This window comes from Microbacterium halophytorum (assembly GCF_002970975.1).
In the GTDB taxonomy this organism is placed as follows: Bacteria; Actinomycetota; Actinomycetes; order Actinomycetales; family Microbacteriaceae; genus Microbacterium; species Microbacterium halophytorum.
This window is the reverse complement of record NZ_PNFA01000012.1, coordinates 123,178-148,018: the sequence shown is the minus strand read 5'-3', so window position 1 is coordinate 148,018 and position 24,841 is coordinate 123,178. Positions and strand designations below refer to the sequence as shown.

Annotated in this window: 22 protein-coding genes; 17 read left to right on the top strand and 5 right to left on the bottom strand. The window is 70.4% G+C overall.

Annotated elements, in window-relative coordinates; translation table 11 throughout:
• Positions 1-307 precede the first annotated feature (307 nt).
• The gene (locus C0010_RS11930) at positions 308-2,074 is read right to left on the bottom strand and encodes a glycoside hydrolase family 3 protein (RefSeq protein ID WP_232531935.1); all 1,767 of its coding nucleotides are present in this window, start codon (positions 2,072-2,074) and stop codon (positions 308-310) included.
• A complete protein-coding gene (locus tag C0010_RS11925) occupies positions 2,071-3,375 on the bottom strand; it encodes an MFS transporter (protein WP_105567304.1) in 1,305 nt (434 codons plus the stop codon). The genes C0010_RS11930 and C0010_RS11925 overlap by 4 nt, the downstream gene beginning before the upstream one ends.
• 143 nt (positions 3,376-3,518) lie before the next feature.
• Between C0010_RS11925 and C0010_RS11920 the strand changes: the two genes are divergently transcribed.
• Positions 3,519-4,778 carry a TetR/AcrR family transcriptional regulator gene (locus C0010_RS11920; protein WP_232531934.1) on the top strand — a complete coding sequence of 420 codons (1,260 nt, stop codon included), beginning with the start codon at positions 3,519-3,521 and terminating at the stop codon, positions 4,776-4,778.
• An 11-nt stretch (positions 4,779-4,789) separates the two neighbouring features.
• Here C0010_RS11920 and C0010_RS11915 read toward each other — a convergent pair whose 3' ends face one another.
• Positions 4,790-5,551 carry a GntR family transcriptional regulator gene (locus C0010_RS11915; protein ID WP_105567302.1) on the bottom strand — a complete coding sequence of 254 codons (762 nt, stop codon included), beginning with the start codon at positions 5,549-5,551 and terminating at the stop codon, positions 4,790-4,792.
• A gap of 136 nt (positions 5,552-5,687) precedes the next feature.
• On the opposite strand from C0010_RS11915, the gene iolC reads away from it, so the two are divergent.
• The 10 genes from iolC to C0010_RS11865 all read left to right on the top strand — a co-directional run bounded on the left by iolC (position 5,688) and on the right by C0010_RS11865 (position 16,183).
• On the top strand, positions 5,688-6,638 hold the full coding sequence (iolC, locus tag C0010_RS11910; protein WP_105567301.1) for a 5-dehydro-2-deoxygluconokinase: 951 nt from the start codon (positions 5,688-5,690) through the stop codon (positions 6,636-6,638).
• The gene (locus tag C0010_RS11905; RefSeq protein WP_198410823.1) at positions 6,635-7,540 is read left to right on the top strand and encodes a Cgl0159 family (beta/alpha)8-fold protein; all 906 of its coding nucleotides are present in this window, start codon (positions 6,635-6,637) and stop codon (positions 7,538-7,540) included. The genes iolC and C0010_RS11905 overlap by 4 nt, the downstream gene beginning before the upstream one ends.
• Before the next feature lie 22 nt (positions 7,541-7,562).
• Positions 7,563-9,074 carry a CoA-acylating methylmalonate-semialdehyde dehydrogenase gene (locus C0010_RS11900; RefSeq protein ID WP_105567300.1) on the top strand — a complete coding sequence of 504 codons (1,512 nt, stop codon included), beginning with the start codon at positions 7,563-7,565 and terminating at the stop codon, positions 9,072-9,074.
• Between the two features lie 57 nt (positions 9,075-9,131).
• Positions 9,132-10,019 carry a 5-deoxy-glucuronate isomerase gene (gene iolB / locus C0010_RS11895; RefSeq protein WP_105567299.1) on the top strand — a complete coding sequence of 296 codons (888 nt, stop codon included), beginning with the start codon at positions 9,132-9,134 and terminating at the stop codon, positions 10,017-10,019.
• A gap of 5 nt (positions 10,020-10,024) precedes the next feature.
• Positions 10,025-11,938: a 3D-(3,5/4)-trihydroxycyclohexane-1,2-dione acylhydrolase (decyclizing) gene (iolD, locus tag C0010_RS11890; protein WP_105567298.1), complete on the top strand. Its 1,914-nt coding sequence runs from the start codon at positions 10,025-10,027 to the stop codon at positions 11,936-11,938.
• Positions 11,939-11,973: 35 nt separating this feature from the next.
• Positions 11,974-12,906: a sugar phosphate isomerase/epimerase family protein gene (locus C0010_RS11885; RefSeq protein WP_105567334.1), complete on the top strand. Its 933-nt coding sequence runs from the start codon at positions 11,974-11,976 to the stop codon at positions 12,904-12,906.
• An 11-nt stretch (positions 12,907-12,917) separates the two neighbouring features.
• Positions 12,918-13,934, top strand: coding sequence for a Gfo/Idh/MocA family protein (locus C0010_RS11880; protein WP_105567297.1), 1,017 nt, complete (start codon positions 12,918-12,920; stop codon positions 13,932-13,934).
• A gap of 74 nt (positions 13,935-14,008) precedes the next feature.
• Positions 14,009-14,875 (top strand): sugar phosphate isomerase/epimerase family protein, encoded by an 867-nt coding sequence (locus C0010_RS11875; protein WP_105567296.1) that lies wholly within the window; start codon positions 14,009-14,011, stop codon positions 14,873-14,875.
• A 64-nt stretch (positions 14,876-14,939) separates the two neighbouring features.
• Positions 14,940-15,758 (top strand): SDR family NAD(P)-dependent oxidoreductase, encoded by an 819-nt coding sequence (locus C0010_RS11870; RefSeq protein ID WP_105567295.1) that lies wholly within the window; start codon positions 14,940-14,942, stop codon positions 15,756-15,758.
• A complete protein-coding gene (locus C0010_RS11865) occupies positions 15,755-16,183 on the top strand; it encodes an acyl-CoA thioesterase (protein WP_105567294.1) in 429 nt (142 codons plus the stop codon). Before C0010_RS11870 ends, C0010_RS11865 begins: the two co-directional genes overlap by 4 nt.
• Positions 16,184-16,249: 66 nt before the next feature.
• On the opposite strand, the gene C0010_RS11860 is transcribed toward C0010_RS11865, so the two are convergent.
• Positions 16,250-17,716 (bottom strand): sugar porter family MFS transporter, encoded by a 1,467-nt coding sequence (locus C0010_RS11860; RefSeq protein ID WP_105567293.1) that lies wholly within the window; start codon positions 17,714-17,716, stop codon positions 16,250-16,252.
• A gap of 77 nt (positions 17,717-17,793) precedes the next feature.
• On the opposite strand from C0010_RS11860, the gene C0010_RS11855 reads away from it, so the two are divergent.
• The 6 genes from C0010_RS11855 to C0010_RS11830 all read left to right on the top strand — a co-directional run bounded on the left by C0010_RS11855 (position 17,794) and on the right by C0010_RS11830 (position 23,621).
• Complete coding sequence (locus C0010_RS11855) at positions 17,794-18,888, top strand: LacI family DNA-binding transcriptional regulator (RefSeq protein WP_105567292.1); 1,095 nt, start codon at positions 17,794-17,796, stop codon at positions 18,886-18,888.
• Positions 18,889-19,000: 112 nt separating this feature from the next.
• A complete protein-coding gene (locus tag C0010_RS11850) occupies positions 19,001-20,218 on the top strand; it encodes a Gfo/Idh/MocA family protein (RefSeq protein WP_105567333.1) in 1,218 nt (405 codons plus the stop codon).
• Positions 20,219-20,328: 110 nt separating this feature from the next.
• Positions 20,329-21,126 carry a sugar phosphate isomerase/epimerase family protein gene (locus tag C0010_RS11845; RefSeq protein WP_232531933.1) on the top strand — a complete coding sequence of 266 codons (798 nt, stop codon included), beginning with the start codon at positions 20,329-20,331 and terminating at the stop codon, positions 21,124-21,126.
• A gap of 2 nt (positions 21,127-21,128) precedes the next feature.
• Positions 21,129-22,199, top strand: a complete 1,071-nt coding sequence (locus C0010_RS11840; protein ID WP_105567290.1) for a Gfo/Idh/MocA family protein — start codon at positions 21,129-21,131, stop codon at positions 22,197-22,199.
• The gene (iolG, locus tag C0010_RS11835; RefSeq protein WP_105567289.1) at positions 22,192-23,205 is read left to right on the top strand and encodes an inositol 2-dehydrogenase; all 1,014 of its coding nucleotides are present in this window, start codon (positions 22,192-22,194) and stop codon (positions 23,203-23,205) included. Before C0010_RS11840 ends, iolG begins: the two co-directional genes overlap by 8 nt.
• Positions 23,202-23,621, top strand: a complete 420-nt coding sequence (locus tag C0010_RS11830; RefSeq protein WP_232531932.1) for a hypothetical protein — start codon at positions 23,202-23,204, stop codon at positions 23,619-23,621. Before iolG ends, C0010_RS11830 begins: the two co-directional genes overlap by 4 nt.
• A gap of 241 nt (positions 23,622-23,862) precedes the next feature.
• Here the strand turns inward: C0010_RS11830 and C0010_RS11825 are convergent, their stop codons facing one another.
• Positions 23,863-24,825 carry a 1-phosphofructokinase family hexose kinase gene (locus tag C0010_RS11825; protein ID WP_158685490.1) on the bottom strand — a complete coding sequence of 321 codons (963 nt, stop codon included), beginning with the start codon at positions 24,823-24,825 and terminating at the stop codon, positions 23,863-23,865.
• Between the last annotated feature and the right edge of the window lie 16 nt (positions 24,826-24,841).

Genomic DNA, 24,841 nt, shown 5'->3' with positions numbered 1-24,841 from the left:
AGGGCAGGGTGGGGCGGACCCGCCAAGTCTAGCCGGATGGAGCAGTTCGTCCCTGTCGACTGGGTCCGCCACGATCCGGATCGCGTGGGCGGGCCTCGGCCGCCGTCTCCGCAGGATTCGTGGAGGCGACCGTTTCCGGGGCTGCAACCCCGGGAACGAATTGCTCAGACCCCGGCGTCGGCTTCGACGGCGGTCCGGCGAATGGACGCGGTGTGCATCGTGTGATCTCCTTCGATCGGAATGTGGCAGGACGAAGAACCGGTCCGTCGGGGCCACTGCCCGACGGACCGGTTCTGCGGATGCGGCCTCAGTAGGTGAGGCCGTGCCCGAAGCGGAAGAGGGGATCCTCGGTGTCGAACGGCACGTCGGGGCGGGAGGCCTCGACGGCGGCCATCGACCGCGGCAGGTCGAACGGCAGGCGCCCCAGCGGCGACGCCGTTCCCGTGAGCACGTCGAGCAGCGCAGCCGTGCTCGCACCCCAATTGACCGTGACGGCCGCGGCGACCTCGACGATCGGGGTGAGGATCGCGGGCCGGTCGGCGAACACGTCGACGACCGTCGGCACCTGCGACGCGACCTCCCGGACGTGCGCGAGCACGTCATCCGGGAAATCGAGCGAGCCCGAGTGGAACATGTTCTCGAACGTCGTCGGCCGCTCCTCGTAGGGCGCCTGGAGGCGGAGGATCGCGATGTCGGCCTCGGCCGGCGAGTCGACGACCTCGCCGTACGCGGCAACGTCATCGGCCGTGGTGCCCTCGGCGTAGATGCGCAGGCCGCGGGCGAGCGGGAGCTGCGCGTCGCGGTTCGCCAGCACGGTGATCGATGCGCGCTGCGCCGCCTGACCGGCCGCGACGAAGTCGGCCCTGCCGACGGTCGCGTCGGCCGCGTCCTCGTCGACGAACGGGTTCTCGAACAGGCCGAGCTCGAACTTCTCCGCCAGGAGGCGGCGCACCGAGGCGTCGATCCGTTCCTCGGCGACATCGCCCGATTCGACGAGGTCGACGAGCAGCTCGGGGCACGCGTCGCCGCCGAACTGGTCGACGCCCGCGTCGATCGCCTTCTTCATCCGCTCGCGCGGCGTGAGGTGCTCGACGCCCCACGCGCGGGCCGGGAACGGCTCCCCGAAGATCTCGGCGTCGGTGAGCAGCCCCCAGTCGGTGCAGACGATGCCCTCGAAGCCGCAGCGCTCGCGGAGGAGGCCGGTGATGACCGAACGGTTGAAGCCGAAGGCGACCTCCTCGTGCTCGGTGCCGATGGGCATGCCGTAGTACGGCATCACCTGGCGCGTGCCGGCGGCGAAGAGCGACAGGAACGGCTTGATGTGCAGGTCGAAGGCGTCGCCGGGGTAGACCTGCTCGCGGCCGTGCGCGAAGTGCGGGTCCTCGCCGTCCTTCTGCGGGCCGCCGCCCGGGAAGTGCTTGGTCATGGTCGACACCGACGCGGGGCCGAACGACGCGCCCTGGAAGCCGCGCACGTAGGCGGCGCCGAGGCGGGCGGCGAGGTCGGCGTCCTCCCCGAACGTTCCGAGCTGGCGGGACCAGCGGGGCTCGGTCGCGAGGTCGACCTGCGGGTGCAGCGCGGCGCGCAGGCCGACCGCGAGGTACTCCTGGCGCGCGATGTCGCCGAAGCGCTCGACGGTGGCCTCGTCCCGGATGGCGGCGAGGCCGAGGGGCTCGGGCCACTGGGAGAACGGGCCGGCCATCATCGCCGTTCCGGGGTTGTCGGTGAACGAATGGCGAGGGTCCGTCGAGACCGTCACGGGGATGCCGAGGCGCGTCGAGGCCGCCAGCTCCTGGATCGCGTTGTGCCATTCGGCGAACGCCCTGGCGGACTCCGCGCCGCCCACGAGGTTGAAGTGGTTCATCCGGCGCCGCTCGACGAAGTCGATCGCCGACGGGGTGCCGAACACGTCGTTCGGCTGGTCGAGCGGGCCGGCGCCGATCATCGTGTGGAAGAACAGGCCGGCCTTCTCCTCGAGCGTCATCTCGGCGAGGAGCTCCTCGACGCGCTCGGCCACGGGCAGGCTCGCGTCGAGCCAGGGGCGGGCGGTCCCGGTCGTCGTGATACTGGTCACTTCACTCCCTTGATGCGGTAGACGAGGACGGCGCCGAGCAGAGCGACGAAGGCGCCGAAGAGGTACCAGACCGAGTAGCCGCCGATGGCGGAGCCCGCGCCGAGAGCGATGATGCTCGGTGCGATCGCGGGTGCGATCGACTGCGGCAGGGCGTTGGCCATGTTGAGCACGCCGAGGTCCTTCGCGACGTCGTCGGGGTTGGGCAGCACCTCGGTCGCGAGGGCGAGGTCGACGGAGAGGAACGAGCCGGCGCCGAGGCCGATGATGCCCTGCGCGACGATCACGACGGCGATCGACGGCGCGAAGGCGAGCGTGACCAGGCCGATGACCATGACGACGCCTGCCGCCGCGACGAACGGGCGGCGCTTGCCGAGGCGGTCCGAGAAGTAGCCGCCTAGGGGGCTCGAGATGACCATGCCCGCGGTCGAAGCGAGGTTCGCGAACAGGATGATCTGGATCGCGTCCTGCTCACCGAGGCCGAACTTCGCGGCGAGGAAGAACGGCAGGTAAGTCGCGATGCCGGCGTAGCCGAACATGATCAGGAACTTCGTGATCCACGTCCACCCGAAGTCGGGATTCTTGACGGGGTTGAACACGAACGAGCCGAGGAACTGCCCGATAGTGAACCGCTCGGCGGGTTTGTCCTCGAGGCGCCGGTCCTTGAGGAGGATCACGAACATCACGCTCAGCGCGAGGGCGATCGCACCCGGGACGATGAAGCGGAGCATGTCGCTGGCCATGGCGTTCATGAGGAAGCTGCCGGCGAGGATCGCCAGCGGCGTCGTGATGCCGATGAGGCCCGAGACGCGGCCGCGGTGGTGCGACGGCACCTGGTCGGGGAGCGTCGCGTTCGCGGCGGCGAGAACGGCGTTGAGCGAGGCCTGTGCGAGGCACCAGCCGACGAGCACGACCCACACCGACGATGCGACGCCGATGAGCGCGAGCGAACCGAGGCCGATGACGCTGCCGCCGAGGATCCACGGGCGCCGCATGCCGAAGCGCGACGTCGTGCGGTCGGAGAGACGCCCCGCGAGCGGGTTGGCGACGAGGGCGAACAGCGCGCCGACGCTGAGGACGAGGCCGAGCTGCGCCGTCGCCTCTTCGAGGGATGCGGTGATGTGCTGCACCTTGAACGCCATCGACACCATGACCGGCGTCAGGAGGGTCAGGTAGATGCCGAAGTTCACGCCGGCCAGGGCGGGGCCGAACCCGCGGGGCGTGGTGTCGGGCGTCGTGCCGGGGGCCTTGAAGCCGGTGGTCCCTGCGTAGGCCGTGGCGTCGGCCCGTGACATCTCTGTCATCTCTCGTGTCCTCTTCTCGCGTCTTCTGTGACGATCGGCGCCAGCCTACACCTAATCCGACCGCTTGGTAACTGAAATAAGACCAAGTGATAACTGAAATCGGACCGAGTGGTAGTCCGACTACGATGGGGGAGGAGGAATCGATGACGACAACGACCGGTGCGAGCCGGGCGGAACGCACCGCCCGGACCCGTGAGGCGCTGGTGCAGGCCGCTTTCCACCTCTTCGCTGAGCGCGGCTTCCGCGCCGTCTCGCTGCGCGATGTCGCGAAGCGCGCCGGAGTCTCGCACCCCGCGCTGCTCAAGCACTTCCCCGACAAGGACGCCCTGCTGGCCGCCACGCTCGAGCGGCTCGAGCTCGACGCGCAGACCGACGGGCTCGATGCGGTGTCGCCGGCGGAGCTGGGCTTCTCGCAGGTCGCGCGCCACAACGCAGGCGTTCCCGGGTACCTGCCGCTGTTCGCATCGCTCGTCGGCGAGGCGTCGGCGGCGACGCACCCCGCCCACGACGCACTGCGCTCCCACGCGCTGCGGTTCCGCGCGGCCGCCGCGGACGTCCTCGCCGGGGCTCGCGACGACGGCGTCTTCGCGAGCGATCGCGACCCCGGCAGGGAGGCTCTGCGCATGGCCGCCGCGTGGGACGCCGTGCAGGTCATGGAGCAGTACCTCCCGGATCGCGTCGACACCGCGAGGGCGCTCGAGCGCCACGAGGAGCTGCTCTGCCATCCGGTCGGGTGGCGCGCGGCCGGCGACGTCCCGCACGGAGTCGAGGGGCAGGGGGAGCTGCCCCACCTCGTGCCGGAGGCGGAGGACGAACTGCGCACGGGCTACCGGGCGGGGCGCGCCAGGCGCCGGCGGATCATCGAGGACGCGACGTGCCTGTTCGCGCGCGAGGGGTACACCGATACGAGCCTGCGCGACATCGCCGCGCAGGTCGGCGTCTCGAAGTCGGCGCTGTACCATCACTTCCCGTCGAAGGAGGCGCTCCTCCTCGCCGTCGCCGAGGAGCGCGACCGGCGCATCGATGAGCTGGCGCAGGACTTCACGGGCCGGAGCGGATCCTCCATCCTGAGGTCGATGCCCGAGTCGGCGGCGACCAATGAGCGCGATCAGCCGGGCCTCGTCGAGCTCTACGCCGTGCTCTCCTGCGAGGCGGTCCCGCCGACGCACGCGGCGCACGACTACTTTGCGCGCCGGTTCGCGCGCACCCTGGACAGCTTCGAGTCGCTGTTCCGCGCGGCGGCCGAGGCGGGCACGCTGCCCGCCCACCGCGACCCCGCCCACGAGGCGATCTGGTTCGTGGCGCTGTGGGACGGCCTGCAGTACCACTGGTTGTACGACCGCGACGGCGTCGACGTCGCCGCGAACCTGCGCGCCCACTTCGACGACGTGCTGCCGGGCTGAGGCGGGCCGCGCTACTTCGCGACGAGCGTCGTCTCGAAGCTGTACATGTCCGGGCGGTACACGTGGCGGCCGAACTCCACGGCGCTGCCCGACGCGTCGAAGGCCGTGCGCTCCATTGCGAGCAGCGGGCCGCCGCGGTCGACGTCGAGCAGCTCCGGCTCATCGTCGTGCGCACTGCGCGCGCCGATGCGCTGCTTCGCGACCCGGATGGTCACGCCGCGGGCGCGCAGGACGGCGTAGAGGCCCTCGCCCTCCAACTGCTCGACAGTGATGTCGGCGTACTCCGTCGGCAGGAAGTTCTCGAGCACCGCCATGGGGGTGCCGTCGGTCGTGCGCAGGCGCCGGACGCGCACCACGTCGGCCCCCGCGCGGATTCCGAGCGTCTCGGCCACGTCATCCGGGGCAGCGATCGTCTCGAGCGAGAGCACGCGCGTCCCCGGCGCCAGTTGCGAGGCCTTGAGGTCCTCATAGAGGCTCGTCAGCTCGACCTCGCGCGTGACCTGGCCCTGCACGACCTGCGTGCCGATGCCGCGGCGGCGCACGAGCAGGCCCTTGTCGACGACCTCCTGGATGGCGCGGCGCACCGTCGGGCGCGAAAGGCCGAGCGCCTTGCCGATCGCGATCTCGTTCTCGAGCCGGGCGCCAGGGGGGATCCTGCCCGACCGGATGGCCGCCTCGAGGCGGCTGGAGATCTGGAAGTACAGGGGCACGGGCCCCGTGCGGTCGAGATCGGCGAACAGCTCGGCCGGCCAGATCGGCTCGTCGGTGGCCATGGCACCCCTCCTCGGATATGTCAGCACAATATTACCCACGGGGAACTTTGTCTGTTGCATGGCGCGGTCGTTGTGCTATTGTCAGGACAAAGATGCCGACGCGCATCCGACCTGTCACCAACAACGGAGTCTGACGATGAGCACTGCCAATGACGTCCTGGCCATCGGGCGATTCGGCGTCGACATCTACCCGCTGCAGGACGGCGTCGGCCTCGAAGAGGTCTCGACGTTCGGCAAGTACCTCGGCGGCACCGCCGCCAACGTCACGGTCGCGGCCGCCCGCCACGGTCACCGCCCCGCGCTGATCTCGCGCGTCGGCGATGACCCGTTCGGGCGCTACCTGCTCGCGGAGCTGGCCCGCCTCGGCGTCGACAACAGCCACGTGCGCGTCGACCCCGCGCTCAAGACGCCCGTGACGTTCTGCGAGATCTTCCCGCCCGACGACTTCCCGCTCTACTTCTACCGCGAGCCGAAGGCTCCCGACCTCAACGTCGAGGCCGCCGACATCGACCTCGACGCCGTGCGCGCGGCCCGCATCCTCTGGCTCACGACGACGGGCCTCAGCGAGGAGCCGAGCCGGGCGGCCCATCACGCGGCTCTCGCGGCCCGCGGTCGCGCGGAGCACACCGTGCTCGACCTCGACTACCGACCGATGTTCTGGGAGACGCCCGCCGATGCGACGGCGCAGCTCGAGCCCGTGCTCGGCAGCGTGACCGCTGCCGTCGGCAACCGCGAGGAGTGCGAGGTCGCGGTCGGCGAGACCGAGCCGCGGCGCGCGGCCGACGCGCTCCTCGAACGCGGCATCGAGCTCGCGATCGTGAAGCAGGGGCCGAGGGGCGTGCTCGCGAAGACCCGGGAAGAAGAGGTCGAGGTGCCGACGCACTTCGTCGACGTCGTCAACGGCCTCGGAGCCGGTGACGCGTTCGGCGGCGCACTCTGCCACGGCCTGCTCGAGGGCTGGGGGCTCGAGCGCATCCTGCGCTTCGCGAACGTCGCGGGCGCCATCGTCGCGTCGAGGCGCGAGTGCTCGACCGCGATGCCGACCCCGGATGAGGTCGAGGCAGCTCTCGAGGGGAGCAGGGTATGAGCACGCTCACCGAGGCCGACTTCCGCGCTCTGCGCGAGGCCCGCACGCGAACGCCCGACGCGCTCGGCGGGGCCTTCGCGCGCCGCGAGCGGCGGGAGCTGCTGGGGGACGACGGCCGGCTCCTGATCGTTGCGGCCGATCACCCCGCGCGCGGCTCGCTCGCCGTCGGCGGCGACGAATCGGCCATGGCCGACCGCTACGACCTGCTCGACCGGATGGCGACGGCTCTGGCGAACCCCGCGGTCGACGGCGTTCTCGGCACCCCCGACATCATCGACGACCTGGCGGCGCTCGGGCTGCTCGACGGCAAGCTCATCGTCGGCTCGATGAACCGCGGCGGCCTGCGCGGGGCGTCATTCGAGATGGACGACCGCTACACGGCCTACGACGTGCCGACGATGGCGGCGCGCGGCATCGACTTCGCCAAGGCGCTCGTGCGCGTCAACCTCTCCGACCCCGGCACCGCCCTGACGCTCGAGGCGACGGCGCGGGCCGTCACCGAGGCGGCGGCCGCACGGCTGCCGATCATGCTCGAGCCGTTCCTCAGCGAATGGCGCGACGGGCGCATCGTGAACGACCTGACACCGGATGCGGTCATCCGGTCGGTCGCGATCGCCTCCGGCCTCGGGGCCGACAGCTCGTACACCTGGATGAAGCTGCCGGTCGTCGACGAGATGGAGCGCGTGATGGCGTCGACCACGATGCCCACCCTGCTCCTCGGGGGCGACGGCGGCGGCGACCCCGACGCCATGTTCGCCTCGTGGCGCGACGCGCTGGCCCTGCCGGGCGTCGTCGGCCTCACGGTCGGCCGCAACCTCCTCTACCCGCCCGACGGCGACGTCGCGGCCGCCGTCGCGGTCGCCGCCGAGCTCACCCACACTCCCGCGCGCCTCGGCGCGTGACCCACGAAAGCAAAGGGACACCATGACGACGGAACTCCCCACCATCGGCCACTGGATCGACGGCGCCGCGCGCGCATCGCGCAGCGGCCGCACCTCGCCGGTGTACAACCCCGCGACCGGCCAGCAGATCGCGGAGCTCGCGCTCGCCGACCAGGCCGAGATCGACGAGGCGATCGCCTCCGCCGAGCGGGGCTTCCAGGCGTGGTCGCGCATGTCGATCGCGAAGCGCCAGGCCGTGCTGTTCTCCTTCCGCGAGCTGCTCAACGCCCGCAAGGGCGAGCTCGCCGAGATCATCACGCGCGAGCACGGCAAGGTCCTCTCCGACGCGGCCGGTGAGATCGCCCGCGGCCAGGAGGTCGTCGAGCTCGCCACCGGATTCGCCCACCTCACCAAGGGCGGCTTCAACGAGAACGCCTCGACCGGCATCGACGTCTACTCGTTCAAACAGCCGCTCGGCGTCGTCGGCATCATCAGCCCGTTCAACTTCCCCGCCATGGTGCCGATGTGGTTCTTCCCCGTCGCGCTCGCCGCGGGCAACGCCGTCGTGCTGAAGCCGAGCGAGAAGGACCCGTCCGCCGCGCTCTGGCTCGCCCAGCTCTGGAAGGAGGCGGGCCTCCCCGACGGCGCGTTCACGGTGCTGCAGGGCGACAAGCTCGCGGTCGACGGCCTGCTCACCGACCCCGTCGTGCAGTCGATCTCGTTCGTCGGCTCGACCCCGATCGCGAAGTACATCTACGAGACGGCGTCGGCGCACGGCAAGAGGGTCCAGGCGCTCGGCGGTGCGAAGAACCACATGCTGGTGCTGCCGGATGCCGACCTCGACATCGTCGCGGACCAGGCGATCAACGCCGGCTACGGCGCCGCGGGCGAGCGCTGCATGGCGATCTCGGTCGTGCTGGCGGTCGAGCCGGTCGCGGACGAACTGATCGAGAAGATCAAGGACCGGATCGCGGACCTGCGCATCGGCGACGGCGCATCGTCTCCGGAGCCCCAGATGGGGCCGCTGATCACCGCCGAGCACCGCGCGAAGGTGTCCGGCTATGTCGACATCGCCGAGGCCGACGGCGCGAGGATCGTCGTCGACGGGCGCGGCTTCGCCCCGGAGGGCGGCGGCGACGGGTTCTTCTTCGGCCCGACGCTGATCGATGAGGTGCCGACGACCTCCCGCGCCTACACCGAGGAGATCTTCGGCCCCGTGCTCGAGATCGTGCGGGTGAAGACGTACGAGGAGGGCGTCGAGCTGATCAACTCGGGTGCCTTCGGGAACGGCACGGCGATCTTCACGAACGACGGCGGCGCCGCTCGGCGCTTCCAGAACGAGATCCAGGTCGGCATGATCGGCATCAACGTGCCGATCCCCGTGCCGGTCGCGTACCACTCGTTCGGCGGCTGGAAGGCGTCGCTGTTCGGCGACAGCAAGGCCTACGGCGTGCAGGGATTCGACTTCTTCACACGCGAGAAGGCCGTCACGAGCCGCTGGCTCGACCCGGCCACCCACGGTGGCATCAACCTGGGATTCCCGCAGAACGACTGAATGACTCGGGCCGCCCGATCCGGGGGGACGGGCGGCCCGACAGGACGAGGAGCAGACATGGGCGAACAGCGCTGGTTCCACCCGCGCGGCACGCTGGCGCGCGACGGCTGGCAGACGGCCGTCGACGCACGGCTCGACGGCTGGCAGCACACGGGCCTGAAGGTCGCGGAGCTCGACGGCGGTTCGATCGATGCGGCGGCGGGCGACGAGAAGCTGATCGTGCCGTTGGCGGGGTCATTCTCGGTGACTCTCGACGACGGCGCGCGCTTCGAGCTCGCCGGCCGCGCGTCGGTGTTCGACGGGCCCACTGACGTGCTCTACGTCGCGAGCGACCGCGTCGTCACGATCGCGGGCACCGGCCGGGTCGCCGTCGCGGCGTCGCCGACCGACGAGGTGCTGCCCACCAGGCACATCTCGGCGGCCGAGACGCCCGTCGAACTGCGCGGATCCGGCGCCTCGAGCCGCCAGGTGCACAACTTCGGCACGCCGCAGGCGCTCGACGCCGCCCGGTTCATCGTCTGCGAGGTCATCACGCCGTCCGAGAACTGGTCGTCGTACCCGCCGCACAAGCACGACGAACACGACCCCGGCCACGAATCGCGCCTCGAGGAGATCTACTACTTCGAGTCGGCGCCGACCAAGACGGCCTCCGGCGTCGACGCCGCCGCCGCGTTCGGCATGTTCAGCACGTACTCGTCGCCGGCCGGGAGCATCGACATCAACGCGCAGGTGCGCACGGGCGACGTCGCGCTGGTCCCGTACGGCTACCACGGGCCGGCCGTCGCGGCCCCCGGGTACGACCTGTACTACCTGAACGTGATGGCGGGCCCGGATGCGGAGCGCGTCTGGAACATCAGCGACGATCCCGCCCACGCGTGGGTGCGCGAGTCATGGGAGGGGCAGCCGTTCGACGACCGGCTGCCGTACGAGAGCACGAAGGGCTGACGCGCATGGCGCAGACGAAGTGGATGACGGTGGCGCAGGCCCTCGTCGAGTTCCTGGCGAACCAGTGGACGGTCGACGGCGATCACGCCGAGCGCACGATCCCGGCGACGATCGGCATCTTCGGCCACGGCAACGTGGCGGGGCTCGGCCAGGCGCTCAAGGAGCACCACCACGCGAGCCCCGGCCTGATGCCGTACCACCAGGCGCGCAACGAGCAGGCCATGGTGCACCAGGCGGTCGGCTACGCCCGGATGCACCGTAGGCGCGGCACCCTCGCCGCGGCCGCGTCGGTCGGCCCCGGCGCGGCCAACATGCTCACGGGCGCCGCTCTCGCGACCGCGAACCGGCTGCCGGCGCTGCTCCTGCCGAGCGACACCTTCGCGACGCGCGTCGCCGACCCGGTGCTGCAGCAGCTCGAACATCCGCACGACCTCGGGATCCAGGTCACCGATGCGTTCCGCCCCGTGTCGCGCTTCTTCGACCGCGTGCAGCGGCCCGAGCAGCTGTTCTCGATCGCGCTCGCCGCCATGCGCGTGCTGACGGACCCCGCCGAGACGGGCGCCGTCACGATCGCGCTGCCCGAGGACGTCCAGGCGGAGGAGTTCGACGTGCCCGTCGAGTTCCTGCAGCGGCGCGAGTGGCACATCCGGCGCCCCCGCCCCGAGCGCGGCGCTCTCGCCAGGGCGGCGGAGGCGATCCGCGGCGCCGAGCGCCCCATGATCGTGGCGGGCGGCGGCGTGCTGTACTCCGACGCCGAGGGCGAGCTGCGCGCGTTCGCGGAGGCGACGGGCATCCCCGTCGGCACCTCGCAGGCGGGCGGCGGCGTGCTCGACTGGGACCACCCGCAGAACCTCGGCGGCGTCGGGGCGACGGGAACCCTTGCGGCGAACCGCATCGCGGCGCTGGCCGACGTGATCATCGGCATCGGCACCCGGTACAGCGACTTCACGACGGCGTCGCGCACGGCGTTCCAGAACCCCGACGTGACGTTCGTGAACGTCAACGTCGCCGCGTTCGACGCGTACAAGCACGGCACGCAGCTGCCCGTGATCGCCGACGCGCGCGAGGCGCTCGGCGAGCTCGCCGAGGCGATCCGGGGCCACGCCGTCGGCGCCGACTACGCGGCGGAGATTGCGCGCGAGAAGGCAGCGTGGGATGCCGACGTCGACGCGGCCTTCGCGGCATCCGGGCTCGACCTGCCCGGCCAGCCGGAGATCATCGGCGCCGTGCAGCGCTCCTCGGCGCCCGAGGACGTCGTCGTGCAGGCGGCGGGCTCCCTGCCGGGCGACCTGCACAAGCTGTGGCGTGTGCGCGACCCGCTCGGCTACCACGTCGAATACGCCTTCAGCTGCATGGGCTACGAGATCGCCGGCGGCCTCGGTGCGAAGCGCGGCGCGCTGGCCGAGGGCTCCGACCGCGACGTCATCGTGATGGTCGGTGACGGCTCGTACCTGATGCTGAACACCGAGCTCGTCACGGCCGTCGCCGAGGGCATCAAGCTCATCGTCGTCCTGATCCAGAACCACGGCTACGCATCGATCGGGCACCTCTCCGAGACGGTCGGCTCCGAGCGCTTCGGCACGAAGTACCGGGCGTACGACCGGCAGGCGCAGGACTTCCAGGGCGACGAGGTGCTGCCCGTCGACCTCGCGGCGAACGCCCGCAGCTACGGCATCGACACGATCGAGGTCGCCCCCGGCCCCGGCGCGATCGCCGACCTCGAGGCGGCGATCGCGCGCGCCAAGGCGTCCGACGCGTCGACCGTCATCCACATCAACAGCGACCCCCTCATCTACGCGCCGGATGGGGCAGGCTGGTGGGACGTGCCGGTCGCGCAGACCTCGCAGCTCGACTCGACCAGGCGCGCCCGCGAGGAGTACCTCTCCCAGCAGGCGGCACAGCGGCCCCTGCTCGGCTGATCATCCGGATGACCGTCTTCACGAAAGCGACGCATATGACCACAGCGAACCCCGCAGGCGCCGCCACCGGCCTGCGCATCGGCACCGCCCCCGACTCGTGGGGGGTCTGGTTCCCCGACGACCCCGGCCAGGTGCCGTGGCGCCGCTTCCTCGACGAGGTCGTCGAGGCCGGCTACACCTGGATCGAGCTGGGACCGTACGGCTACCTGCCGACCGATCCGCACCAGCTCGAGGACGAGCTCGGCTCGCGCGGCCTGAAGCTCTCGGGCGGCACCGTGTTCACCGGCTTCCACAAGTCGGACGACGAGCGGCAGAGGGCCTGGGATCAGGCCGTGAAGGTCGCGGGCCTCGCCTCGCAGCTCGGCGCCGAGCACATCGTCGTGATCCCCGATCTCTGGCGCAGCGACGCGACGGGCGAGAACCTCGAGGCGCGCACGCTGACGGACGAGCAGTGGGCGAAGCTCGCCGAGGGGCACGACTGGCTCGGCAAGGCGCTGCTCGAGGAGTACGGCGTCAGGCAGCAGTTCCACTCGCACGCCGACAGCCACATCGGCACGGCGCGCGAGGTCGACCGCTTCCTCGACGAGACCGACGAGCGCTACACGAACCTCTGCCTCGACACAGGCCACTTCGCCTACTACGGCGGCGACAACCTGTCGCTCATCGAGCGCCGGCCGGAGCGCATCGGCTACCTGCACCTGAAGCAGGTCGACCCGACGCAGCTCTTCGACGTGCTGAAGAACGACGTCAGCTTCAAGGACGCTGTCGCCGACGGCATCATGATCGAACCGCCGGGCGGCATCCCCGAGCTCGGCCCGATCATCGAGGCCGCCGCGAAGATCTCGCCCGACATCTTCGCGATCGTCGAGCAGGACATGTACGGCTGCGACGTCGATCGCCCGTTCCCCATCGCGCGCCGCACGCGCGAGCACATCTTCGGCTGCACCCACCTGGCGCGCCAGTTCTAGAAGGAGACCCCATGACGAACGACCTCCGCATCGGCGTCGTCGGCGCAGGCGCGATGGGCGCCGACCACATCGCGCGCATCGAGCACCGCGTGGCCGGTGCGCACGTCTCGGCCGTGATCGAACCGGATGCCGGCCGCGCGGCCGCGGCGGCCGAGAGCGCGCCGATGGCCCAGACCTTCGCACGGATCGAGGACGCGCTCGCGGCGGGCGCGATCGACGCCGCACTGATCGCCGTGCCTGGCCAGTTCCACCTGCCGGTGCTGATCCCCGCGCTCGAGGCGGGCCTGCCCATCCTGTGCGAGAAGCCGCTCACGCCCGACAGCGAGACGAGCCTGCGGGTGCTCGAGGCCGAGCAGAAGCTCGACAAGCCGCACATCCAGGTCGGCTTCATGCGTCGTTTCGACCCCGAGTACGCGCAGCTGCGCGAGCTCGTCGAGTCGGGCGATGCGGGCGAGCTCGTGATGCTGCGCTGCGCGCACCGCAACCCGTCGGTGCCCGACAGCTACGTGCAGCCGATGCTCATCAACGACTCCGTCGTCCACGAGTTCGACGTGGTGCCGTGGCTCGCCGGCTCGCCCCTGAAGAGCGTCGAGGTGAAGTTCGCGCGCCAGAACCCGAGGACGCCCGAGCGGCTGCGCGAGCCGATCCTGGTGATCATGGAGCTCGCGAACGGCGTGCTCGTTGACGTCGAGATGAACGTGAGCGTGCAGTTCGGCTACCAGGTCACGACCGAGGCCGTGTTCTCCGAGGGCATCGCCCGCATCGGCGACCCGCAGGGGCTCACGCTGTGGCAGGGGGCCAGGGTGGGCCGGCGCGAGCACACGAGCTTCACGACGCGCTTCGCCGAGGCGTATGACAACGAGATCCAGCGCTGGGTCGACGCCGTGCGCCGCGGCGACCTCGTCGACGGGCCGAACGCCTGGGACGGCTACCTCGTCGCCGTCGCCTGTGAGGCGGGCGTCCGCGCGCTCGAGGGCGGCGGCGTGCAGCCGATCGAGACCGCCGACCGGCCCGCGTTCTACAGCTGACGAGCCGGCGCGGGCACGGCGGTTCCGCCGCTGCGCCCGCGCTCCGCACCATCCGGAATCGAAGGAGACCTCCCGTGGCCCGCATCGCCATCGACCTGACGCCGTACAACGACTCGGTGCACCTGCTCGACTTCCCCGACCTCGCCGCGCGGCTCGGGTACGAGTACCTGCAGCTGACCCCGAACCCCGACTTCGGGCGGCACTTCCACCGGCCGAAGGTCGACTCCGCCATGATCGCTCAGCTGCGCAAGCGCGCGGCGGACGCCGGCGTGACGATCACGTCGGTGCAACCCGTGCAGCGCTTCGGCGGGCCCGACCCGCGCGACGTCGAGATAGCGGTGTTCAACGCGGCGCGCTACATCGAGGTCGCAGCTATGCTCGGCGCGCCCGTCATCAACACGGAGTTCTCGGGGCGCCCCGAGCGCGAGGAGGAGTCGGAGTACTCGTTCTACCGCGCGATGGAGCAACTGCTGCCCGTCGCGGAGCGCGAGGGCGTCACGCTCAACTTCGACCCGCATCCGGATGACTTCGTCGAGGACGGCCTCGAGGCCTGGCGCATCCTGCGCGGGCTGAACAGCGACCGCGTCGGCTTCGTGTACGTCGCGGCGCACACCTTCCACCTGGGCGACAGAGCCGCGACGCTCCTGCCGGAGGTGGGCGACCGCCTCGGTGCCGTGTTCGCCGCCGACACGTTCGACCACCGCCGCTCGCACGGGCTGCGCTACATCACGAACCCGCCGGGCAGCGCGGCGCGCGTGCACCAGCACCTGCGGATCGGCGACGGCGACGTCGACTGGCAGGAGCTGTTCGGCACCCTGCGCTCGACGGGCTACCTCGACCGCGACGACGCGCTCATCGTCTCGAACGTGTTCGCGGAGGACGAGCACGCCGACGAGGTCTCGCGCTTCCAGCTGGCGAAGATCCGCGAGCTGATCGGCTGAGGCGGCGGGGCGAAGGCGTACGAGCGGTCGACTTCCCGCGGCCGCTCGCGCGCACCGTTCCGGCTTGGCTTCCGCACCGCAGACGAGGGGGAATGACGTGGTCTGGGCGACCTACCCGTACGACGGGACCCGCGTGATCGTGACCGGTGCCGGCTCCGGCATCGGCAGGGCGATCGCGCTCGCGTTCCTGGAATCCGGCGCGCGCGTCGCGCTGGCGGGGCGCACGCACGAGACGCTCGAGCAGACGGCGGCGCTCGCCGCGGGCGGCGAGGCCGCCGTGCACGTCGTCGACGCGGCGACGCTCGCGGGGGTCGACGCCCTCGTCACCGATGTCTCGGCCGCCTGGGGCGGACTCGACGCGGTGATCGCGTGCGCCGGCCTCAGCGAGCACGGCCGGATCGATCGGATGACCGACGAGTCCTGGGAGCGGATGCGCGCGTTGAACCTCGACGGGACAGTGTTCCTGGCGCGGGCAGCGATGCCGCACCTGCGCCGGGCGCGCGGATCCTTCACCGCAGTCTCGTCGATCGCCGGGCTCGGCGGCGACTGGGCGCAACCCGGGTACAGCGCGACGAAGGCGGCCGTGAACGGCCTCGTGCAGGCGCTGGCCATGGACGAGGGTCGCGACGGCGTGCGCGTCAACGCGATCGCGCCCGGCTTCACCCGCACGGCGCAGACCGCGGAGCGCCTCGTCGACCCGGCGTTCTCCGCCGCGCTGCTCGACCGTCTCGCCCTCGACCGCGCCGCGGAGCCCGACGACGTCGCGGCGGCTGCACTGTTCCTGGCGAGCCCCGACGCGGCCTACATCACGGGCATCGTGCTCCCGGTCGACGGCGGTACGACGGCCGGAGTCGGCACGCCGCGACCGCGGGAGACGCTATGACGAACACGGGGAGCGACGACGCCGTCGCCTTCCGCTCCCGCCGCTGGGTCAAGCCGGAGGACCTGAACGCGCACGGCACGCTCTTCGGGGGGAGCCTGCTGCGCTGGATCGACGAGGAGGCCGCGATCTACGCGATCCTTCAGCTCGGCAACCCGCGCGCCGTGACGAAGTACATGTCGGAGATCGACTTCGTGAGCTCCGCGGTGCAGGGCGACCTCGTCGAACTGGGCATCCGCGCGACGGGGTTCGGGCGCACGTCCGTGACGATGCGCGCCGAGGTGCGCAACATGATCACACACCACCGGATCCTCGCGATCGAGCGAATCGTGTTCGTCGGCGTCGACGACCAGGGGCGCCCCGTGCCGCACGGCTACACCGACATCACCTACGACCGGGACCGCTTGCCGGGAGCCGGGCGTGGGTGATAGTCGTACCGGGCGAACTCGTCGCCCGGTACGCGAGTCCGAATCCGGGTTCCGGGCGAGCGGCGATCAGCGCCGATTCCGACGCGCTGTGCCCTTCGCGACGGTATAGACGGCACCCGTCGAGACGTCCTCTTCGAGCGCCTCGAGCGAGCGGCCCCGGGTCTCCGGTACCTGGGTGATGACGAACACCAGGGCGATCGCTCCCACGGCGGCGAACATGAAGAACGTGCCGGTGATGCCGATGTTCTCGATCAGCGTCGGCACGTACAGCGCCAGGAAGCCGTTCGTCGTCCACCCGAAGAAGACAGAGATCCCGATGCCGACTCCGCGCATGTGCAGCGGGAAGATCTCGGCCAGCCAGACCCAGACAGCGATGTTGAGGAAGGTCTGCATCGACATCACGAACGCCACGATGAGGACGAGCAAGACGTAGGGTCGGATGGGGTTGCCCTCGGGAATCGTGACCGAGGCGATTCCGATCAGCACGTGGCACGTCGTGGTCAGGGTGAGACCGATGGCGAATGTCTTGCGTCGATCGAGGCGGTCCATGTTGCGCAGCGCGATGATGCCGCCGAGAACCGCGACGACGCCCGACGCGATGTTCGCGATCAGGGCGGCGCCCGCGTCGAATCCCGCTTCGATGAGAATGCGCTGGCCGTAATACATGATCGAGTTGATCCCGGTCAGTTGTTGCGCCATCGCGACGCCGATACCGACCAGGACGATGCGCAGGAGCCACTTGTTCGTCAGGATCGCGCGCAGCCCGACGTCGCCTTCGGCCTTCTCCTCCGCCGCAACGCGCTCGACCTCGGCCAACTCAGCGAGGGCGCGCTCTTCCGGGCGCACCGTTTTCAGCACTTCGAGGGCCTTGTCGTTCCGCCCCTTTTCGACGTACCAGCGAGGAGATTCGGGCATCCGGAGCATCCCGACGAACAAGCAGATCGCGGGAATCGCGCACAGGGAAAACATGAGCCGCCAGACACCGTCGATGTGGCCCCAAACGTTGCCGATGTTGGCGTTCATCACGAAGGCCGCCAATTGGCCGCTCACGATCGCCAGCTCGTTCCGACCCGTGATCGACCCTCGGATCTCAAGGGGGGCCATCTCGGCGAGGTAGACGGGTACCACAGTGGAACTGCCGCCGACCGCGAGCCCGAGCATGATGCGCCCGGCGACGAGGACCTCGAACCCCGGAGAGACGACGACGAGTACGGTCCCGACGAAGAACAGCACAGCGAGTGCGATGATCGTCCTCCGGCGACCGATCGCGTCGGAGATCTTCCCGCCGACGAGCGCACCGACGGCGGCCGCGAACACGAGCGAACTGATCACAACACCGAGCGACAGATCGGAGAGACCGAGCTCAGCCTGCATAGGTCGCTCGGCGCCGTTGCTGACCCCGGTGTCATAGCCGAACAGCAATCCGCCGAAACACGCGACGATGGAGATCAGGCCGAGACGCCTCCGGTGCGGCCCAGGCGTGAGAGGCGGCAGAACCGTCTCTCGTTCGTTCTCGGAATGGTGAACACTCATGGGACTCCTTTGTCACGACGGGGGTCATCCCTTAAAATGGACAACACGTTCGGTGCACGGTAATTTACAAGGCTCCCATGTGCAAACCGGCACGGATCGCCCGCTCTCGATGCCGCATGAGCAGAATGGAGTCCATGGCTTCTCAAGGCGCGGCGAGCGCACCGGCATCACGCGCGAAAAGGCCGACGATTCGCGATGTTGCGACGGAGGCGGGGGTGTCGAAATCCCTGGTCTCGCTCGTGTACTCCGGCGGTGGTGTCAGCGAGGAGCGTCGGGAGCGGGTCTTGGCCGCTGCTGAGCGACTCGGGTTCCGCCCCAACTTGACCGCCCGTTCGCTCGCTGCGGCCGAGGGAGACTTCACGGGGATCCTGGTTGCGGATCTCCACAACCCCGTCTTCGCCGAGGTCGTCGATGCCGCACGGGCCGAACTGGCCAGAACGGGGCGCAGCGCGCTGCTCACTGCGGCGACGACGCCGGATGCGCACGGCGAGCCCGTGGTCGATCGCCGTGCGCTCGCCGTCTTCGGCGACCTGCGTCCCCGAAGCATCCTCGTCGTCGGTTCCGTTCCCGACATGGGGGAGCTCGCGTCCATCGCCCCGCGTACGCCCGTCGTGGTCGCCAGTGCTGCATCCGGTGGGCTCCAGGTCGCTGCCACCGTGCGTTCGGACGACGGCAGCGGGATGCGGCTCGTCGTGGATCATCTCCTCGCGGGCGGGCATGCACGGATCGCTCACATCGGCGGCAGGGGAGGGGTCGTTGCCGAGCAGCGCGCCGCCGCGTACGCGGCGGCGATGAGGGAGAGGGGGCTGGCGGCCGAGACGCGGGTGGCGCCATCGGGCTTCTCGGAGCATGCCGGCTATGCGGCAGCGATGGAACTCCTCGCCGATCCTGCGCCGCCGACCGCGATCACCTGCCTGAACGATCAGTCCGCTGTCGGTGCGCTCGCTGCGGCCGCCGACAGCGATGTGCGTGTCGCCGTCACCGGGTACGACAACTCGCTCCTCGCGCAATTGCGCCAGGTCTCTCTCACCAGCGTCGATCCGGACAACGCTGAGATCGGCATCCGGGCCGCTCGGCAGATCGTCGAGGCGGAAGCGGGACGCGAGATCGTCGAGCCCGAGATCCTCATTCCGCCGTCACTCATCGAGCGGGCGTCGACTCGCCCCGGTTGACAGGCCGGTGTTCGATGGGTTGACACGGGGGAGTCGCGGCTATAGTTTGGACCGGTCCAGAATGGATGGAAAGCGTCGGCGCAATGATGTGCCCCGAGACATGGAGGTCGCCATGACCGGCTCCCCCGCAGACTCCCGCTCGATCGGCGTCGGCCTGATCAGCGTCGGATGGATGGGTCGGCTGCACAGCCGCGCCTACCGGAATCTGCCCGTCGTCTACCCGGAACTCGGTCTCGCGCCGCGGCCGGTCCATGCCGCAGACACGGCTGAGGCGGGCCGGGACTATGCGCGTGCCGTGCTCGGCTACGAGAAGGTCACGAGCGAGTACCAGGACGTGATCGACGACCCCGAGGTCGAGGTCGTGTCGATCTGCGCCCCGAACTTCCTGCATGCGGAGATCGGCGTCGCCGCTGCGAAGGCCGGCAAGCCGTTCTGGATCGAGAAGCCGGTCGGCCGCTCCGCCGCCGACACCGCCCGCGTGCGGGATGCCGTGATCGAGGCGGGCGTCGCGACGGGCATCGGTTTCAATTATCGGCAGCCCCCCGCGATCGCATACGCGCGCGATCTCATCCTCGCCGGCAGGCTCGGCACCATCACCAACGTGCGCGGGCGGTTCTTCGGCGGCTTCAACGCCGACCCGAACGCACCCCGGGCATGGCGGTTCGTGCGCGAGCTCGGCGGCACGGGTGTGCTGGGGGATCTCATGGGCCACCTCGTGGACCTCGTGCACTACCTGCTCGGCCCGATCGGCTCCGTCACGGCGACGACGGGCACCTACATCAACGAACGTCCGGGTCTGCCGGGCACACCGGATGAGGGCCGTCGCCTGCCTGTCGAGAACGAAGACTTCGCGAACATGCTTGTTCGATTCGACGACACGGCATTCGCGGCCGGGGCGCTCGGCAGCCTCGATGCCTCCTGGATCGCCGTGGGGCCGAAGGCCGAGTACGCCATCGAGATCTTCGGCACGGAAGGCTCCCTGCGCTGGGACTTCGAGCACCTCAACGAGCTCGAACTCGCGATCCGTGAAGCCGACGGCACCGTCGGCTACCGGCGGATGCTCGCCGACCGCACGTTCCCGGAGTTCGAGCGATTCCAACCGAGCGGGGGAACCCCGATGGGCTACGACGATCTGAAGACGATCGAGGCGAAGAAGTTCCTCGTCGCCGCGACCGGGGGGCCGGCGACGGGGTCGAACATCCATGACGCGCTCGCCTCGGCCCAGGTCCTCACGGCCGCGGAAGAATCCGCGCAGAGCGGCCGGTGGGTCGACCTGCCCGTCGTCGCGGGGAACACTGCGAACGTCCGCACGGAAGGAACAGGCCGATGAGCGCGCCCCCGACCGGCGGCCCCAAGATCGCCGCCGCCCCCATCAGCTGGGGAATCAGCGAGGTACCGGACTGGGGTTTCCAGCTCAGCACGGAGCGCGTGCTCGGAGAGATGCGCGCGCTCGGCTACACGGCATCCGAACTGGGAGCCGAAGGCTTCCTGCCTCCGCTCCCCGAGCAGAAGGCGGCCACGCTGGCCGAGTACGGCATGACCGCAGTCGGCAGCTTCGTGCCGGAGGTGCTGCACGATGCGGGCCACGATCCGCTTCCGCGCATCGAACGGGAGCTGGACGACTACGCCGCCTCCGGCGCCGAAGTCCTCATCGTCGCCGCGGTGACCGGGCAGCGCGGGTATGACGCGAAGCGGCCGGAGCTCGATCAGCGGCAGTGGGATACGCTGTTTCGCAACCTCGACGTGATCCGCGAGCGCGCGGCAGCCCGTGGAGTGACGGCGACGCTGCATCCGCACGTCGGCACTGTGGTCGAGACCGCCTCCGATGTCCAGAAGGTGATCGACGGCTCCAGCGCCCTCTTCTGCTTCGATACCGGGCATCTCATGATCGGCGGAACCGACCCCGTGGCGTTCGCCGCGGAGCATGCATCACGCATCGCGTGCACGCATCTCAAGGATGTCTCGCTCGAAGGCATGAATCGCGTGAAGAACGGCGAGATCAGCTACTTCGACGCGATCGTCGCCGATATCCTGTATCGGCCGCTCGGGCAGGGCGACGTTGACGTGCGGGCGATCGTGAACAGCCTGGTCGACTCCGGTTACACGGGGTGGCTCATCCTCGAGCAGGACAAGGTCGTGCTCGAGGAACCCACCGCCGACAGCGGTCCGATCGAAGACGCACGCGCCAGCCTCGCCTACTTGCGGGCCGTGCTGGCCGAGCGCACGGGGAAGGGCTGAGCGTGCGCATCGGTGTTCTCGGGCTGGGCCTGATCGGCAAGATGCATGCGCGGAACTTCGCCCAGACCCCCGGGGTGAGCGAAGTCGTGCTGCTGGGGCGCGATCCAGGCCGACTCGAGTCGGCGCGGGGCGAGGTCGCGGCGGCGCTCGCGCCGGGTGCCGCGCCCGAGCTCAGCGGCGCACTCGCGCCGTCCGGACCGACTGCGCCGGTGACGGTCGGCGCGTCGCTGGACGACGAGCTGCCCCGCCTCGACGGACTGGTCGTCGCCACGTCCACGAGGACGCACCCGGAGTTCGCGCTGAAGGCGGCCCGCGCCGGTGTGCCCTCTCTGGTGGAGAAGCCGCTGGACCTCGACCCCGATCGGCTGGAGGCGCTCTCGGCCGAGCTTGAAGCGACCGGCACCGAAGTCATGGTGGCCTTCCACCGCCGATACGATCCGGCTCACCAGGAGCTGCGATGCCGGCTCGCGGAGGGCGAGGCGGGGACGATCCGAGCGGTGACCGGCGTCGGTCACGATCACTACGCCCTGCGGCCCGAGTACGTCCCGGACTCCGGCGGACTGTGGCTCGACATGCTGATCCACGACTTCGACGCCATCCCCTGGGTCACCGGCCAGCAGGTGTGCAGCGTCTGGGCATCCGGAGCGGTGCTCGATGCGCCCGTCCACGCGGAGCACGGCGATGTCGACTCCGGGGTCGCCGTCCTCGTCCTCGAATCGGGCGCGGTCGCGACGGTCAGCGGCCTGCGCAGGAACGGCGCGGGGCAGGACGTGCGGATGGAGGTCTTCGGTTCGCTGAACACCCTCGCCGCGGGTATCGACGCCCGCACGCCGATCACCTCGACCGAACCCGATGCCCCGCCGCCGGCTCCGCCGTATGACGTCTTCATCGATCGGTTCGAGCGTGCCTTCCGCGCAGAAGCGGATGCGTTCGTCAAGGTCGTCGACGGGACGGGCACGAACCTCACACCGCCGCGCGCCGGCATCCCGGCCGTGCGCATCGCGCTGGCGGCCGCACGATCACTGAGCACCGGAGATCGCATCGAACTCGACGGAGAGAACAACAATGACTGAACCGCTGAAGATCGGCCTCATCGGCACAGGGCGCATCGGCCAGGTGCATGCGGCGAGCATCGCGGCGCTTCCGGGCCTCGCCCTGCACTGGGTCTGCGACCCCTTCCTCGAAAGCGCGAAGAGTACGGCTGAGCGCTTCGGCGGCGCCCAGGTGACGGCCGACCCCGCCGATGTGCTGAGCTCGGGGGATGTGGACGCCGTGATCGTCGCGTCCCCGACGCCGACCCACGTCGACCTCATCGACGCGGCCATCGACGCGGGCCTGCCCGTGCTCTGCGAGAAGCCCATCGATCTCGACATCGAGCGCGTGGACGGCCTTCGGGAGAAGGCCCGGCGCGCGGCCACCCCGATCTCGCTCGGGTTCAACCGACGCTTCGACCCGCACGTCGCCGAACTGCGGCGTCGCGTGGGCGCCGGGGACATCGGTGGTCTCGAGCAGCTCACGATCACGAGCCGTGACCCTGCGCCGCCGCCTGGGGAGTACGTCGCCGTCTCGGGCGGGATCTTCCGGGACATGACCATCCACGACTTCGATATGGCGCGCTTCTTCGTGCCGGACATCGTCGAGGTCACGGCGCGCGGAGCCCGACAGTTCAGCGCCGAGATCGCGGCGGAGGGCGATTACGACGCCGCCGTCGTGACGCTCCGCGGGGCGAGCGGCGAGCTCGTGACGATCACGAACTCGCGGCACAGCGCGTATGGCTACGACCAGAGGATCGAGGCCTTCGGCGACGCGGGGATGCTGCAGGTGGGCAACGTCGGGCCGACGGTCGTGCGCTCCTACGGTGCCTCCTCGGTGGAGGCGCAGGGGCCGTACCACAACTTCTTCCTGGAGCGTTACTCCGACGCCTATCGGCTCGAGCTGGTGGCCTTCGCTGCTGCGATCCGCGGCGACGAGCAGACGAACCCCGGCTTCGAGGACGGGCGCGCGGCGCTGATCCTCGCGGATGCCGCCGCGCGCTCGGCCGCCGAGGGCGTGTCCGTCGAGATCGATCCGAACGCATGAGTGCTCCGCAGTTGGTCGCCACGTGCTGGACGAGCGCCGGCGACGTCGGGCCGCTGGACGTGCCCGAGCTCAGCCCTTTCTCCGCAGTCGAGCGCGTTCGCGCGGCCGCGGAGGCGGGCTGGTTGGGGGTCGGGTTCGGACAGGATGACCTGCGGCGCGTGCGCGACACGACCGGGTTCTCTGCGCTCGACCGCGAGATCCGCGACGCCGGACTCGCCCACGTCGAGGTCGAGCTCGCCTCGGGCTGGTGGCGATCCGATGACGGCTGGCGCGAGCGGTGGACGCTGCTTCTGGAGGCCGCGCTCGACGCGTCGATGGTCTTCGGCGTCGAACTGAGCGATGCCGAAGAGGCGGTCGTCGGAACGCTGTTCGAAGACACGCGCGACAACCGGACGCTCATCGGCCGCGGGGCGTAGGACGTCACCGGCTTCATCCGCACGATGCGGGGGATCGGCTGGAGGGCCGTGGGGCGTGGAGATGCTGTCGGCGGAGCACCGCCGCCGGTCGCTCGATGACGCGCTCGCCATCGCTCGGGCCACGACGCTCGAGGTCTTCAGCGCCGTCGACGGTTGAGCTCCGCCGACGTCAAAGCGGCCGCACCCGGTGGGGGTGCGGCCGCTTTGACGTCGGCGCAGTTCCCAGCCGCGCCGAGGTGGGTCAGGCGAGGCGCATACCGCGAGGCGGGGTGTCGACGACGATCCCGGCAACCGGCGGGTGTGCCACGGGAACCGTCTCGAACTCGCGCACCGCCAGAGCGCCCCAGGCCACGGCGCGACGCAGCGAGGAGATCAGCGCGGCCTCATCCGGATCTCCGACGTGATCGGCGAGGAAGCCGGCGAGCGCGGCATCGCCAGCGCCGGTCGTGTTGACCACGTCGACACGAGGAGGCTTCGCCCAGATCTCCTGGTCGTTCGTGACCAGCAGCGCCCCGTCGGCGCCCAGGCTCGCTAGCACGGTGGAAGTACCGCGATCGATCAGGCGGTGTGCCGCATCGAGCGCGTCCCCCACGGTGGCGACCGGGCGCCCCGTGGCCGCCGCGAGCTCGGCGGCATTGGGCTTGATCAGATCGGGGGCGAGCCCGGCCGTGATCCACGCCCGCAGCCCGGGGCCGCTCGAGTCCACGCAGAGCCTGGTGCCCGAGGCCTGAACCGTCTTCAGCGGGTGCGGGTCGAGGGGGCCGGATGGCTCACCGGTGCGGGCGGGGATGCTGCCAGCGACGACGAGCCAGTCGGCATCCTTCTCCCGAACCGCCGCGTCGGCCGTCGCGCAGAGGGCGCGCCAGGCCTCGGCGGACATCGGGGGCGGGTGTTCGTTGACATTGGTCGTGGCGCCATCGCCCGAGATGACGACCGTGTTCACCCGTGTCGCCTGATCGGTGGACACGATGCGGTAGAGGCCATCGCCGCCGATGAGCTCGCGCTCCTGGTCGTTCAGCGTTGTTACGGCGAGCGCGCGCCCGCCCGCGTTCCGAAGGTTGCGGGCGACGTTGATGCCCTTTCCGGAGAGGAACGTCTGCACGCGACGGGCACGGTTCACCTCCCCGGAGACCATCGAGTCTACGAGGTACACGCGGTCGACCGCCGGCGATGGCGTCATCGTGACGACGCTCGCTCGGAACACGGGGCTCTCCTCTGCA